Raw genomic sequence first — 14,924 nt, 5'->3', positions numbered from 1 at the left:
CAGTCTCTCCCGTGTGTCTCCACCGTCTCTCCGATGCGTCCCACCGTCTCACCGGTGTGTCCCGAGCGCCTCAGCAGCGCCGGTGAAGGGGTATTTACGGATTGGGCCCGGGACCTGCAACCCCCATTTTGAAAAAACTTCACATTTCTCCGCAGAAACTTGCTCAGCTTAATGAAATCAATAGGTTATCTTTAGATTTTCCGCGGCCGATCCGCCAACGCCCGGTCTGGAGCAAGGGAAACCATGGCCTTTCCTCGGAATCGTACCCAATGCTTGGTAGGCACCACAGAGTCGGGTGCATGAAAACGCCGCCCGAGTCTCCTCGGGCGGCGCAAATCACTGCAATGGTCGCGGGGTTATTTCAGATCAAAGCGATCCGCGTTCATCACCTTGTTCCAGGCCGAGACAAAGTCACAGACGAATTTGCCCTCGGCATCTGCCTGACCATAGATCTCGGCCAGCGCCCGCAATTGCGAGTTCGAGCCAAAGACCAGATCAACACGGGTGCCGGTCCACTTGACCTCACCGCTGGCGCGGTCACGACCTTCATAAACGCTCTTGCCTGCGGGCTTCCATTCCGTGCCCATGTCCAGAATGTTGGTGAAGAAGTCGTTACTGAGTGTTCCGACGCGGTCAGTGAACACACCGTGTTTGCTGTCGCCGAAATTGGCGCCCAGCACACGCAGACCACCAATCAGCACCGTCATCTCGGGCGCGGACAGGGTCAGCAATTGCGCCCGGTCGACAAGCAGCTCTTCGGGCGAGACAGTGTAGTCAGCCTTCTGATAGTTGCGGAAGCCGTCAGCAATCGGCTCCATCACCGAGAAGCTGTCCACATCCGTCTGCTCTTGTGTCGCATCGGTACGACCCGGAGTGAACGGAACCTCAACATCCTGACCGCCAGCTTTGGCGGCCTGCTCGATACCGACAGCACCGGCCAGAACAATCACATCCGCCAGAGACACCTTCTTGCCACCCGACTGAGCATCGTTGAACGCGGTCTGAACACCTTCCAGAGCGCCCAGCGCCTTGGACAGTTTCATCGGCTCGTTCACATCCCAGTCTTTCTGCGGAGCAAGACGGACACGAGCGCCATTGGCACCGCCGCGCTTATCTGATCCACGGAAGGTCGAGGCCGAGGCCCATGCGGTTGAGACCAGTTCGGACACCGACAGACCGGTTGCTGCGATCTTGGCTTTCAGGTCCGCCACATCCGCGTCGTCAACCAGATCGTGATCCACGGCGGGAACATTGTCCTGCCACAGCAGTTCTTCGGCCGGAGCTTCCGGGCCGATGTAGTTCGAGCGCGGACCCATGTCGCGGTGGGTCAGCTTGAACCATGCGCGGGCGAAGGCATCAGCGAATTCCTCCGGGTTCTCGTGGAAGCGCTTCGAGATCGGGCCATAGATTGGGTCCATGCGCATCGCCATGTCGGCGGTGGTCATCATGGTCTTGACCTTTTTCGACGGATCATGCGCCGCCGGGGCCATGTCTTCTTCCTTAACGCCGATCGGTTCCCAGATATATGCGCCCGAGGGGCTCTTGGTCAGGTTCCAGTCATAGCCGAACAGCAGGTCGAAATAGCCGTTGTCCCATTTGATCGGATTCGCGGTCCATGCGCCTTCGATACCCGAGGTGGTGGTGTCGTCACCCTTGCCGGACCCAAACTTGTTGATCCAGCCAAAGCCCATCTCTTCAATCGGCGCGGCTTCAGGATCGGGTCCTACCAAATCAGGGTCACCCGCACCATGCGCTTTGCCAAAGGTGTGACCACCCGCCACCAGCGCGACGGTTTCCTCATCATTCATCGCCATCCGGCCAAAGGTGTCGCGGATGTCACGGCCCGAGGCCAGAACATTCGGCTCCCCATCGGGGCCTTCGGGGTTCACGTAGATCAGGCCCATCTGCACGGCGGCCAGCGGGTTTTCCAGATCGCGTTCACCCGAGTAACGGCTGTGCGGATTGTCGGTTGGGGCCAGCCATTCGGTTTCCGAACCCCAATAGATGTCTTCCTCGGGTGCCCAGATATCTTCACGGCCACCGGCGAAACCAAAGGTTTTGCCACCCATCGACTCGATGGCGCAGTTTCCGGCCAGGATCATCAGGTCGGCCCAGGAAATCTGGTTGCCGTATTTCTGCTTGATCGGCCACAGCAGACGGCGCGCTTTATCCAGGTTGCCATTGTCCGGCCAGCTGTTCAGCGGTGCAAAACGCTGGTTGCCTGTCGAGGCACCGCCACGGCCATCCGCCGTCCGGTAGGTACCGGCGCTGTGCCAGGCCATACGGATGAATAGACCACCGTAGTGACCATAATCGGCTGGCCACCAGTCCTGCGAATCCGTCATCAGCGCATAGAGGTCTTCCTTCAGCGCTTTCATGTCCAGCTTCTTGAATTCTTCGGAATAGTCAAAATCCGCTCCCAACGGGTTCGACGCTGGCGTGTTCTGGTGCAGGATCGACAGGTTCAGCTGGTTCGGCCACCAATCCCGGTTCGACCGGGTACCCGCGCCGTGCATTACCGGGCAACCGCCCGTTTTGGGGTTATCACTTCCGTCCATATCGATCTCCAATCCTGGCTAATTTCCGGCAGGTTCGCGCGGTCAAAACTCGGTCGATCAAGAACACATGTAGATGACACTTTTACCCCGCCAAGGATGCGTGGTGCTTCCTGTGCAAGGTATCGGCGACTCTGTTGTCTTGTCCCTTCAAGAAGTAGCAAACCAAAGCCATGCAAAAAAGTTTTGTTTAGTGATGAGTTTAATAGGAAATGGTTATGATATTTTTAGAATTGATCCTACCAGACAGTAATAACCTTGGGTCACACCCCGGATAGGGCAATTGTTTTTTACCGCCGCTCGGCCACAGTCTTGGACAAGGTTGAGCCGGGCATCCTTCTGCCCGGTCGGGCAGGAGGGGGAATCGGAATGGAATTCGACTATGTCATTATCGGTGGCGGGTCCGCAGGTTCGGTGCTTGCCAGCCGTCTCAGCGAAGACCCACGCATAAGTGTTTGCCTGCTCGAGGCCGGAGGTCGAGGCAATAGCATTCTGGTCCGGATGCCCTCGGCCGTTGTTGCCGCCCTGCCCGGACGTCCCAAGATCAACAACTGGGCCTTTGAAACGGTGCCTCAACCGGGGCTGAACGGGCGGCGTGGGTATCAACCGCGCGGCAAGGCACTGGGCGGGTCCAGTGCGATCAATGCGATGCTTTATGTAAGGGGTCACCGTCAGGACTATGACGGCTGGGCCGAACTGGGCTGCACTGGCTGGGGCTGGGACAGTGTCCTGCCCTATTTCAAACGGTCCGAGAACAATGAGGACGGCGGCGATGACCTGCATGGTGACAGCGGCCCGCTTCAGGTGTCACAACAGAAAGAGCCGCGCCCGATCACTCATGCATTCATCGAAGCCGCCGAGCAGATGCAGCACCGCCGCACCGATGACTTCAATCGCGGCGACAATGAAGGGGTCGGCCTGTATCAGGTCACACAATTCCACGACCTGGCCAAAAACGGCGAGCGGTGTTCGGCTGCAGCGGCCTATGTCTTTCCGGTCATGGACCGCCCCAACCTGACAGTCGTTACGCAGGCCCATGCCAAAAAACTGACCTTTGACGGCAAGCGCGCGACCGGGGTGATCTATAAGAAGAAAGCCAAAGGGCCAGACATCACGGTCAGGGCCAGGCGCGAGGTGCTGGTCTGCGCCGGCGCACTGAAAACCCCGCACCTGCTGCAACTGTCCGGGATCGGCGCCGCTGAGGAACTGTCCCAGCATGGCATTACCGTGCGACACAACCTGCCCGGTGTGGGCAAGAACCTGCAGGACCATCTGGATTTCATCCTGTCCTACAAGACCAAGGACACCGACAATTTCGGGATCAGCCCGACGGCATCGGTAAACCTGGCCCGACATCTTCTGCGCTGGCGCAAGACCGGCGTGTCGATGGCGGCGACGCCTTTTGCCGAAGGGGCGGGGTTTCTGAAAACCTCAGCCGATCTGGACCGGCCCGATATTCAGCTGCATTTCACCATCGCGCTGGTCGATGATCACGCCCGCAGGCTGCATTACGGCCATGGGTTCGCCTGCCATGTCTGCAAACTGCGCCCCGAAAGCCGTGGAACGGTTGGCCTGAACAGCCCTGATCCCTTTGCCGCACCCGCCATCGATCCGGCGTTCCTGTCCGACGACCGCGATCTGGACACGCTAATCAAAGGCGCGCGGATGATGCGGGATATTCTTGAGGCCCCTGCCCTTGCCAGATACCGCCACAAAGAGATGTTCGGAACCGATACCGCCCGCACCGATGCAGATTGGGAACAGCACATCCGCGACCGTGCCGACACGATCTATCACCCGGTCGGAACCTGCAAAATGGGCGTGGATGAGTTGGCCGTGGTCGACCCGGAATTGCGCGTGCGCGGGATCGAAGGGCTGCGGGTGGTTGATGCCTCGGTCATGCCGACATTGATCTCGGGCAACACCAACGCACCGACCATCATGATTGCCGAGAAAGCCGCCGACCTGATCAAGGCCGCCGGCTGAGCCTCAGACGTCTTTCATCAGGGCCTCAAGCCCAGTGCGATAATCCGGATATAGCAGGCGCACGCCCAACTCGTCCTTGATCCGGTCATTTCGGACGCGCTTGTTCTCGTTATAGAAGCTGCGCGCCATCGGGGTCATATCAGCCTCGTCAAAGGGAACTGCGGGCGGCAAAGGCAAGCCCTGCAATTCGGCCGCGTAAGAGATCACGTCCTGCGGCGGAACCGGCTCATCATCGCAAACATTATATATGGCGCCGGGATTGGGTGCGGCCATCGACGCGGCCAGAACCTGCGCAATATCCGCAACATGGATGCGCGAAAACACCTGCCCGGGCTTGATGATACGCCGCATCCCCGCCCGCTTGAGCTTTGAAAACGGTCCGCGACCCGGACCATAGATACCGGCCAGCCGGAAGATATGGACCGGCAGTCCCGGGATGTTTTGCCATTGCTCCTCGGCCTTCACCCGCCACCGGCCCCGTTCGGCCGTGGGGGTGGGCGGAGTGGTTTCATCCACCCATTCCCCCTGATGATCACCATAGACGGCGGTCGTCGACAGGTATCCGACCCATTTGAATTGCGCGGCTCGTGCGGCGATCTCGTCCTGCAACGCAGCCAGAACCGGATCACCGTCCTTGTTGGGGGACGTTGAAATCAGCAGATGCGTCACGCCGTCCAGATCCGGTGTCTGGCCCGGCCAAATCAATGGCTCGGCGCCCGATGCGCGAATGGTGTGGGATTGGGCGGGATCGCGAGTGGTGCCAACGATGCGCCACCCTTGGGGTTTCAGTAGCTGGGACAAGGCTTGCGCCGAATATCCGTGGCCGAACGAAAAAAGAGTTCCTGTCATGTCGCCTTTGATGATCCGCAATTCCGGCGGATGCAAGCACCTGCGTCTGAATACTTGATTCGAATCCCTCAATGGGCCTTTCTTTTAAGCATGGCTGAAAAAACACCGAACCTGCACACCGCTTATTCTTTGGAAACGCCAGAGGAGCATAAAGAACTCTATGCCGAATGGGCCGGGGATTATGACGAGACCTTCGCCGCGCGCGAGGATTACCAGCTTCATATTCACACGGCCCGTGCCTTTGTGGCTGCCGGTGGACAAGGCCCGGTTCTAGATGTGGGCGCGGGCACGGGGTTATGCGGCGCGGTGCTAGCCGGACTGGGTGTCGGACCGATCGACGCCACCGATATCAGCGCCGAAATGCTGGATCAGGCGATGCGCAAGGATATCTACCGCGACGCGATCGAAGCCGATCTGAACCAGGGCATCCCGGTTCCGCGCGACAGCTATTCCGGTATCGTGTCCTCGGGCACGTTCACCCATGGGCATCTGGGCCCCGAGGCCCTGCCCGCCCTGCTGCGCATCGCCCGCCCCGGCGCGCAATTCGCCCTGTCGATCAACGCGCAGCACTATGAAAAGCTGGGCTTTGCCGAGACCTTGCACAAATTGGCGCAGGGCCAGATACACAACCTGACCCTGCCCGAGGTGCGGATTTACGGCGATCTGGCGGTGGGTCCCAACAAGGACGACACCGCGCTGATTGCCCTGTTTGAGCGGACGTGACCCTTAGGTGTACATCTGCTTCTTGAACGCCCGGGTCCGCGTCGTCGCCTCGGCTGACCCGTCGTGATAGGTACCGAACCACTTGTCGAAGGGAATCTCAGAGGTGCCATAGTTGCACTCGAAATACCGGTGATGCAGCTGGTGAAAGAAATCCCCGGCACTGGCGGCATCCGTATCCCCAGCCTTCAGCTTTTCAAAGCCTGAATGCGACAGGACCGGACTGATCTGCTGGAAATAGGTGTGGAACAGCACATGCAGCGGGTGTGACGGCACGATCAGGTGGATGAAGTAGGTGGTGAAGTACAGAAGGTTCTCATACCAATGGTTCGAAATTCCTGACCACGGGCCGATATTGACGTTGCGGTGATGCACGGCATGGACATGCTTATAAAGCTTGGGGTGATGTTCCAGCCGGTGCGCCCAATAGAAATGCAGCCCCGACCACATCGGAATGAACAACATCCAGACCACACACCAGACCGGCGCGCTGGCCCATGTCACGGTGGGGACATAACCGTTGGCCATCGCCCAGTAGATGATCCACTGATAAACGGTCGCCACCGTCATGGCGCTGCCCAACGTCCACCAGATGTTGTCCCAGACCTGATTGCGGAAGGTGAAGTTGCCATTGTCGCGGGTCAGGTCGCGTCGGTCGAATTTCTTGTACATGCCCTGACCTTTGCGCATGTAAAGCCACCAGTGCAGGCTGCCAGCGACTAATATCTGCGGCACCATATTCAGCAGCCAGATGCGGAACATCCAACCGGGCGCAAAGCTTTGCATTGTCTCCAACGCCGGGAAGAAGAACACGTAGGCCGTGACGGCCAGCACCATGCACAACGTAAGCGCCGTGATCTGCAACCACGCGCCACTGTACCATTTCAACACGGCAGCGGGGCGCGGAGGCCAGTTGAACAGAGGGTTCAGGCCCACCGGTCCTTCGGGATGATAGTGCCAGCGGGCGGCTTCGGGGTCCTGAGACGCGTCAGTCATTGGCAATACCCTTTATGTGGCGTAATCGGAGCCTTCGGCATCCAACAGAGCTTTGATTTCACGCAGATGCGCCTCGGCCTGGCCGGGATAGTCGTCGAGTTCCTGCGCGGTCTTTTCGGCAATCTCGTCGGACAGCACACGCATTGGCTGGCCAGTTTGCAGCGCACGGATGTAGGTTTCGGCGGCGCGTTCGAAATAATAAAGGCGATTGAAGGCATCCGCCGGGTCGCTGCCGATCACCAGCACGCCGTGGTTGCCCATGATCATGACCTTCTTCTTCGGGTCCGACAGCATTCCGGCGCAACGCTCGCCTTCGCTTTCAAAGGCCAGACCACCGAATTCCTGATCGACCACATAGCGGTTGTAGAAAGTGGCGGTGTTCTGGTCGATCGGCGGCAGGGTGCTGTCCGCCAGCGAGGCCAGAACGGTGGCAAAGATCGAATGCACATGCATCACACAGCGCGCGTGCGGGCAGTGCCGGTGGATCGATCCGTGTAACCCCCAAGCGGTGGGATCAGGCGCGCCGGGCTGGGACATCACGTCGGGGTCGTTGGCATCCAGAAACAGCAGATTCGACGCCGTGATCCGCGCGAAATGCATCTGGTTGGGGTTCATCAGGAACTGGGTGCCGTCCTCATTCACTGCAAGACTGAAATGATTGGCCACGCCTTCATGCATGTTCAGCCGCTCGGTCCAGCGGAAGGCCGCGGCAAGGTCCACGCGTTCCGCCCAGTGGTCGATATTAGGGCGCAGGTTAGTGACTGTCATTTCGGGCTCCTGTTGGAATAGCTGGGGCTTTGGAAAAGCGTGCCTGCGGCGCGAATGTTTGACCAACGAAAAAAACAGACCTATTTCATTAGCTGAACTTATGGCAGGGTTATGCACATGCAGAATTCACTTCCTCCACTGGGCTGGCTGCGCACGTTCGAGGCCTCGGCGCGTCATCTGTCCTTCACCGGTGCGGCCCGGGATCTGAACATGACCCAAAGCGCTGTCAGCCAGCAGATCAAATCGCTGGAAGGTTATTTGGGGCAGCCCCTGTTTGTGCGCCGCCCGCGCGCGCTGGAACTAACCGAGGCCGGCATCACCTATCTGCCTGTGGTACGCGAAGCGTTCCGGACACTGGTGCGCGGTACGAAGGCCGTGACCGGAGCGCAACAGAACGCGGTGCAGGTGCAAAGCAACATCAGTTTTGCGGTCAATTGGCTGGCCCCGCGCCTGCCGCAGTTTAGATCCGAACACCCCGAGGTACAGCTGAACATCTTTACCGAGTTGTGGGAGCCGCGCGAAATGGCCGAGGGTGCTGCGGTGGAAATCCGCTATTCCCTGCGGCCATCGGACACTGTGCGAACAGAGTTGCTGCGGACCGATCATTATTACCCGGTCTGCGCCCCAGGGTACGAAGTGACTCTGGACACATTGCCGCAGCAGCCGCTGTTTGACTGTTCCAACCTGATGTCCAACTGGGCGAGTTGGGCAGAAGAACAGGCTCTAAATTGGGTTAATCCGCCGATTACCTATTCGACCACCTATCTGGTCAGCCTGTCCGTCGCGATGGCCGGAGGGGGCCTGTGCCTGACCCACGACACCATCGCCCGCGACCTGATCAGGCAGGGGCGATTGGTAGCCCCTTTCGCCCATCGCGCGGTGATGCCCGAGGCCTATTACCTGCTGTTGTCCCCACAGGCCGAGGAAACTCCGGGGGCACTGGCCTTTGCCGATTGGCTGCGGCGCGAGATGGAGGTGGACCGATTGGCGTGACCAGGGCACTCCCGCCCATCGTCAACGCCGCTGCGCGACATCTCTTCTGGTTGGGCCGGGCAGCGCTGACGCGCTGTGTGACGGTTTGATGATAGCTGTGCGCTGGGGGTTGCACCTTTTTGTGCATTCGGGAAAGTTGAACCATGGAATACACGCCCTTCCCTAGCTGGCCCGATGTCGCCCCCAAATTGATTGCAGTCGCCGCAGGACGCGAGGCCGCCGACACGGTCATTCGCGGCGGGATCTGGGTGAATGTCCACAGCCGCGAGACGCTGCCGGATCATGACATCGCCATTGCGGCGGGGCGCGTGGCCTTTGTCGGGCCGGACGCATCGCATTGCATTGGACCCGACACACAGATCATCGAAGCGAACGGCCGTTACATGCTGCCAGGCCTGTGCGATGCCCATATGCACATCGAATCGGGCATGTTGACCCCGGCCGAGTTTGCCCGCGCGGTGATTCCGCATGGCACCACCTCGATGTTCACTGACCCGCATGAAATTGCCAACGTGCTGGGTCTGGACGGTGTACGCATGATGCATGATGAGGCGCTGATGCAGCCGGTGAACATCTTCACCCAGATGCCGTCCTGCGCGCCCTCGGCACCCGGGCTTGAGACCACGGGTTATGAGATCACCCCCGAAGACGTGGCCGAGGCGATGAACTGGCCTGGCATTATCGGGCTGGGTGAGATGATGAATTTCCCCGGTGTGATCCATGGCGACCCGAAGATGCTGGCCGAAATTGCCGCTACCCAGCGGGCGGGCAAAACGGTGGGCGGGCATTATGCCTCGCCGGATCTGGGGCCTGTTTTCGCTGCCTACGTGGCTGGCGGTCCGGCAGATGACCATGAGGGTACCTGCGAGGCCGACGCGATTGCCCGCGTGCGTCAAGGAATGCGGTCGATGATGCGGCTGGGGTCGGCCTGGTATGACGTCGAAAGCCAGATCACGGCCGTAACCAAAAAGGGGCTGGACCCACGCAACTTTATCCTGTGCACGGACGACTGCCACTCGGGCACGCTGGTCAATGAAGGGCATATGAACCGAGTGGTGTGCCACGCGATTGCCTGCGGGTGTGATCCGCTGATTGCATTGCAGATGGCGACGATCAACACCGCGACCCATTTCAGTTTGGAACGCGAGATCGGGTCGATCACGCCGGGACGGCGCGCGGATGTCATTCTCAGCTCGGACCTGACCGAATTGCCCATCGAAATGGTGATCGCCCGCGGTCAGGTCATCGCCCGGGATGGCGCGATCACAGTGGACTGTCCGCACCTGAATTGGCCGGACACTGCTCGCAACACCGTGCATCTGGGCCACGCCCTGACTGCGGAGGACTTCGAGATCAAAGCGCCTGCCGGGGCCAACCGCGTACAGGCCAATGTGATCGGCGTGGTCGAAAACCAGGCCCCCACCAAGGCGCTGAAGGCCGAGTTGCCGATCATCGGCGGGCTGGTCGAAGGCGAAGGCGAAGTCTGCCAGATCGCGCTGGTCGAACGCCACCGCGCGACCGGAGGGGTGACGAACGCTTTTGTCTCGGGCTTCGGCTATCAGGGCAAAATGGCGATGGCCTCGACCGTAGCCCATGACAGCCACCATATGATTGTGGTCGGCACCGACCGGGCTCAGATGGCGCTAGCGGCGAACCGTTTGGCCGAGGTTGGCGGCGGTATCACCATTTTCTGGGATGGCGAAGAACTGGCGCTGGTGGAACTGCCGATTGCTGGCCTTATGTCCGACAGCCCCGCCACCGAAGTTGCCGCCAAGGCGGACAAGATGGTCGAGGCGATGCAGGCCTGCGGCTGTCAACTGAACAACGCGTATATGCAGCACTCGCTGCTGGCCTTGGTCGTGATCCCCGAGCTGCGGATCTCGGACCTGGGGCTGGTGGATGTACGCACTTTTGAAAAGATCGATCTTCTGGAACCTCTTGCATGACAATAATAAAAACACCCGACGTCCCGTCGCCTGAAAAGTTCACAGACCCCGCGGCCGCCGTAGCCCGTCTGGAAGAACTGTACGAGACGGCGACACAGTTCCTGTGCAACAGCTTTGCCTCGGCCATGGCAGAGGGTACTCCGGCCGAGCGATACCGCGCCTATTACCCGGAAATTCGCATCAAGACCTCGTCCTATGCGCAGGTCGACAGCCGGCTGAGCTTTGGCCACGTGTCCGAGCCCGGAACCCACGCAACTACGGTGACACGGCCCGATCTGTTCCGCTCCTATCTGACACAACAGATCGCCCTGCTGATCAGGAACCATGATCAGCCGGTGACGATTCAGGCATCCGGCACTCCCATCCCGGTTCATTTCGCAGTCGCCAACAACCCCGATCTGGTGGTGCCGCATCAGGGCGCCGCCGGGTTCACCCTGCGCGACGTGTTCGACGTGCCGGACCTGACCACCACCAATGACGACATCGTTAACGGAGTGCATGACGTCGAGAATGAGATCGGCCCGCTGTCGCTGTTCACCGCGCAACGGGTGGATTACTCGCTGGCGCGGCTGTCGCATTACACCGCGACCGACCCCAGCCACTTCCAGAACCACGTTTTGTTCACCAACTACCAGTTCTACGTGTCCGAATTCGAAAACTACGCGCGTGAGCAACTGGGCGACCCGGATAGCGGGTACACTAGTTTCGTCTCGACCGGGAATGTCGCAATCACGACCCCGGACGGCGTGCTGGAACAACCGCTGAAACTGCCCCAGATGCCGACCTATCACCTGAAGCGTGCGGATGGGGCGGGGATCACGCTGGTTAATATCGGTGTCGGACCTTCGAATGCGAAAACCGCCACCGACCATATTGCGGTGCTGCGCCCTCATGCCTGGTTGATGGTCGGCCATTGCGCCGGGTTGCGAAACACACAGGCGCTGGGGGATTTCGTGCTGGCCCATGCCTATCTGCGCGAGGACAAGGTGCTGGACGATGACCTGCCCGTCTGGGTGCCAATCCCGCCGCTGGCCGAGATTCAGGTGGCTTTGGAACAGGCCGTGGCCGAGGTCACCGAACTGGAAGGGTATGAGCTGAAGCGGATCATGCGCACCGGCACCGTCGCCTCGGTCGATAACCGCAACTGGGAACTGCGCGACCAGTCCGGTCCGGTTCAGCGCCTGAGCCAATCGCGCGCAATTGCGCTGGATATGGAAAGCGCCACCATCGCCGCAAACGGCTATCGGTTCCGTGTTCCTTACGGCACCTTGCTGTGCGTGTCCGACAAGCCTTTGCACGGGGAATTAAAGCTTCCCGGCATGGCCTCGGCGTTCTATACCACTCAGGTCAGCCGTCATCTGGCGATCGGAATACACGCGATGGAACACTTGCGCGGGATGCCGTTGGAGCGTTTGCACAGCCGGAAATTGCGTTCGTTTGACGAAACGGCCTTTCTCTGAAGCAAAAAAGCAACGTTTTCCCCATATTTTTAGGGTTTTCCGCGCTACTATTCGTTGTGTTCGTCCACAATATCCCGTTACAGTTACGCGGTGAGGCCCTATTTATCGGGCACGTTAAGGAGACCAAGAAATGGCAAAGCCTATGACAAAGACTCAGCTGGTTGCTGCTCTCGCTGAGGAAATGGGGACAGACAAGAAAGCCGCGAATGCTGCGCTGGAGGCCATGACCGGCCTGATCACCCGCGAAGTTTCGGCTGGCGGTGCGGTAACCCTGCCCGGTGTTGGCAAAATCTACTGCCGCGAGCGCCCCGAGCGCATGGTGCGCAACCCCGCCACCGGCGAGCAGTTCAAAAAAGAAGCCGACAAAGTGGTCAAGATGACCATTGCAAAGGCACTGAAAGACAGCGTGAACGGCTGATCCAAGCTTTCACTGCGATATGATCAAGGGCCGCCGATTGGGGGCCCTTTTTCTTTTGCGCATCGTGAACTCTGTCTTTGGTATCCGTCGGCTTTGAAGCCAGAGCGGACCTCATCCACATCATGCGAAGATGGTATCGAGCTCATTTGAATTGACTAGGTTTGCGTACTTTTGCTGCATGTCGAAGAGATTTGCTTCGTGTGGTCCTTGAGCGCGGTCTCCGACACAATCCGAGATTACCGTGGGTCGGAAATTTGCGCTTATGGCGTCCACCACCGTGGCGCGGACGCATCCGCTCGTCGTTGCGCCCACAACCGCAACTGCATCAACGTTTTGACCGCGCAGAAGAGAGCCAAGGTTTGTGTCGAAGAACGCCGAGGGCTGCGTTTTCCGCACGACGATTTCGCCTTCACGTGGCTTTAAAATGTCGATCACTTGGCTCGCGGGGTTGGTTTCGGTCAGCTCACGAAGCCTTGGTGCTTTCTCGCACCAGACGCCCGCGTCGGAACCGTCATCAGCGTAAACGATGCGCGTAAATACGATTGGGAGTTCGCGCTCCCTAAATGCGTCGAGCAACGGAGCACTCGCTTCAGCAGCTTGCAGTGTGTTCCCGCCGCCAAAAATTTCAGGATCGATAAAACCGTTCACAAAGTCGACAATCAATAGGGCTGTCCGCTGCCCTTTGCCGATCAATCCACCCATTTGCTGTTTGCGATAGATTTCTGTTTCGTTCATCGAAGCCTCCCTTAAGGGAAGTCTATTCGGAACGAGGCTGTATATCCAACTAACGTTGGCTTTGTCCGCTTGGCGGACGCAGACGTGATCGGAAGCCGTTCAAAAAAAGCGGGCGCCAGAAGCGCCCGTTTCTGTATCATTGCCAAGGTCGATCAGTGAACCGTCTCAACCTTGTGGAAGTCCAGATCGCGGTCTTCGGGCATCGAGTCGATGCTCAGCACCTCTTTGCGCTTGGCGACCAGGATATAGACCACGCAGGCCAAGTACAGGCCGACGACCACGGCGCCGATCCACTGGATCTGCAGCCACTGGCTCTGGAACAGCAGGGTCAGGACGAACAGCAGCGCAACGTTGCCGCCGACATAGACCAGTTTGCCCAGACGCTCGACCGTCATGTTCAGGTTGTCGGTGTACAGACGGATCAGCGAGTCCAGCGAGTTGATTACAAAGGTCACGCCCACGATCACCATTGCAATGTTGGTGATACCTGCGGTGTCGATGCCGTTCAGGTGGTAGTAGTAAAGAACGGTGAACCAGATACCCAGCGGGATCGACGGGAAGATTAGCAGCGCCGCCAGCAGCTGCCATGTGGTCAGACCACCGACAAAGCGCGAGGTGAACTGGCCAATCATGATCGACCATGCGAACCACCAGAACAGGTAGAAGGCGTGGTAGTCGGTCAGCGGCAGGACGAACTTGTGGATGTTCGTGAAATAGGCGCCGATGTTGCTGCCGGTTTCCAGGAACCCGGTAACTCCCATGCCGGCCGCTGCCCACATGCCTAGGATCAGGGCCAGGAACAGGAAGGTCGAACCCACCGACAGGATACGCACGTACTTCAGGTCGGTCGAGGAATAGGCAGCAGCCAGAATCACGACGAACACGATGATATAGAAAGTACCGACAACGGACTCACCGTCGCCAACTTCTGGCAGGTATCCCGGCAGGTAGATCAAGAACAGGCTGGCGGTAAAGGCGCAGGTGCCGATGATGACGACGTTGTTGACCAGCTTGACCAAGGGGATTTCAAAAAACTTCACCCGCGGCTCGATCACGCAGAAATAGAACGCTGTCAGGAAGTAGAACGCCCAGATCAGGAAACCCCAGAAGCCGAACTCGATGGCCAGAGGATTGGCGAAGGCATAAGCCGGGTCTTCGGCATAACCGCCGAACTCGGTCAACGGGAACATGATCAGGCCGACATCCAGACCGGATGTGAACAGGATCGCAATGAAAGTGAACAGATGGACGGGGGTTACGCCAACACAGCGCAGGTTCCACCACTTCACCACGAAGAAAGCGACCAGGCCCAAAGCCAGCAGGACGCCGAACGACAGGATGTACTCCAACAACACTTAACACACCTCCCATTATATTTCGGATGCGGCTGCTGTTATCTTTTATTGGCGAGTCAATCAACAAAAACGACCAATTCGTTAATGCTGTGGGTCGGATGTGCCTTTTTTGACGCAAAAAACGACCCACCTTGCGGTGAATG

General features: G+C 59.0%; 12 protein-coding genes. 6 read left to right on the top strand and 6 right to left on the bottom strand.

Translation table 11 applies throughout. The annotated features are described in order from the left end of the window. Positions 1-356 precede the first annotated feature (356 nt). Positions 357-2,558 (bottom strand): catalase/peroxidase HPI, encoded by a 2,202-nt coding sequence (gene katG / locus ACR0KW_RS20905; RefSeq protein WP_480806722.1) that lies wholly within the window; start codon positions 2,556-2,558, stop codon positions 357-359. Between the two features lie 366 nt (positions 2,559-2,924). Here katG and ACR0KW_RS20900 point away from each other — a divergent pair, with 366 nt between their 5' ends. Then, positions 2,925-4,541, top strand: coding sequence for a GMC family oxidoreductase (locus ACR0KW_RS20900; protein ID WP_480806721.1), 1,617 nt, complete (start codon positions 2,925-2,927; stop codon positions 4,539-4,541). Positions 4,542-4,544: 3 nt separating this feature from the next. Here ACR0KW_RS20900 and ACR0KW_RS20895 read toward each other — a convergent pair whose 3' ends face one another. After that, positions 4,545-5,390, bottom strand: coding sequence for an SDR family oxidoreductase (locus ACR0KW_RS20895; RefSeq protein ID WP_480806720.1), 846 nt, complete (start codon positions 5,388-5,390; stop codon positions 4,545-4,547). A gap of 90 nt (positions 5,391-5,480) precedes the next feature. Here ACR0KW_RS20895 and ACR0KW_RS20890 point away from each other — a divergent pair, with 90 nt between their 5' ends. Further along, the gene (locus tag ACR0KW_RS20890; protein ID WP_480806719.1) at positions 5,481-6,113 is read left to right on the top strand and encodes a class I SAM-dependent DNA methyltransferase; all 633 of its coding nucleotides are present in this window, start codon (positions 5,481-5,483) and stop codon (positions 6,111-6,113) included. Positions 6,114-6,116: 3 nt separating this feature from the next. On the opposite strand, the gene ACR0KW_RS20885 is transcribed toward ACR0KW_RS20890, so the two are convergent. Both ACR0KW_RS20885 and ACR0KW_RS20880 read right to left on the bottom strand, forming a co-directional pair. Beyond that, a complete protein-coding gene (locus ACR0KW_RS20885; RefSeq protein WP_480806718.1) occupies positions 6,117-7,106 on the bottom strand; it encodes a sterol desaturase family protein in 990 nt (329 codons plus the stop codon). Between the two features lie 12 nt (positions 7,107-7,118). Next, the gene (locus ACR0KW_RS20880; protein WP_480806717.1) at positions 7,119-7,874 is read right to left on the bottom strand and encodes a class II aldolase and adducin N-terminal domain-containing protein; all 756 of its coding nucleotides are present in this window, start codon (positions 7,872-7,874) and stop codon (positions 7,119-7,121) included. A gap of 117 nt (positions 7,875-7,991) precedes the next feature. Here ACR0KW_RS20880 and ACR0KW_RS20875 point away from each other — a divergent pair, with 117 nt between their 5' ends. From ACR0KW_RS20875 to ACR0KW_RS20860, 4 genes are all read left to right on the top strand, one after another. Next, positions 7,992-8,867: a LysR family transcriptional regulator gene (locus ACR0KW_RS20875; protein WP_480806716.1), complete on the top strand. Its 876-nt coding sequence runs from the start codon at positions 7,992-7,994 to the stop codon at positions 8,865-8,867. A gap of 143 nt (positions 8,868-9,010) precedes the next feature. Then, the gene (ade, locus tag ACR0KW_RS20870) at positions 9,011-10,813 is read left to right on the top strand and encodes an adenine deaminase (RefSeq protein WP_480806715.1); all 1,803 of its coding nucleotides are present in this window, start codon (positions 9,011-9,013) and stop codon (positions 10,811-10,813) included. Continuing rightward, positions 10,810-12,273 (top strand): AMP nucleosidase, encoded by a 1,464-nt coding sequence (locus ACR0KW_RS20865; RefSeq protein ID WP_480806714.1) that lies wholly within the window; start codon positions 10,810-10,812, stop codon positions 12,271-12,273. Before ade ends, ACR0KW_RS20865 begins: the two co-directional genes overlap by 4 nt. Before the next feature lie 130 nt (positions 12,274-12,403). Next, positions 12,404-12,691 carry an HU family DNA-binding protein gene (locus tag ACR0KW_RS20860; RefSeq protein WP_039533371.1) on the top strand — a complete coding sequence of 96 codons (288 nt, stop codon included), beginning with the start codon at positions 12,404-12,406 and terminating at the stop codon, positions 12,689-12,691. A gap of 120 nt (positions 12,692-12,811) precedes the next feature. Here ACR0KW_RS20860 and ACR0KW_RS20855 read toward each other — a convergent pair whose 3' ends face one another. Together ACR0KW_RS20855 and ACR0KW_RS20850 are read right to left on the bottom strand one after the other, a co-directional pair. Continuing rightward, the gene (locus tag ACR0KW_RS20855; RefSeq protein ID WP_480806713.1) at positions 12,812-13,426 is read right to left on the bottom strand and encodes an isochorismatase family protein; all 615 of its coding nucleotides are present in this window, start codon (positions 13,424-13,426) and stop codon (positions 12,812-12,814) included. Between the two features lie 152 nt (positions 13,427-13,578). Further along, positions 13,579-14,775 carry a BCCT family transporter gene (locus ACR0KW_RS20850; protein WP_480806723.1) on the bottom strand — a complete coding sequence of 399 codons (1,197 nt, stop codon included), beginning with the start codon at positions 14,773-14,775 and terminating at the stop codon, positions 13,579-13,581. Positions 14,776-14,924 lie beyond the last annotated feature (149 nt).

It is taken from the genome of Ruegeria sp. CG11 (genome assembly GCF_056537245.1).
The sequence above is the reverse complement of the archived record's forward strand: the minus strand, read 5'-3'. Positions and strand labels throughout refer to the sequence as shown.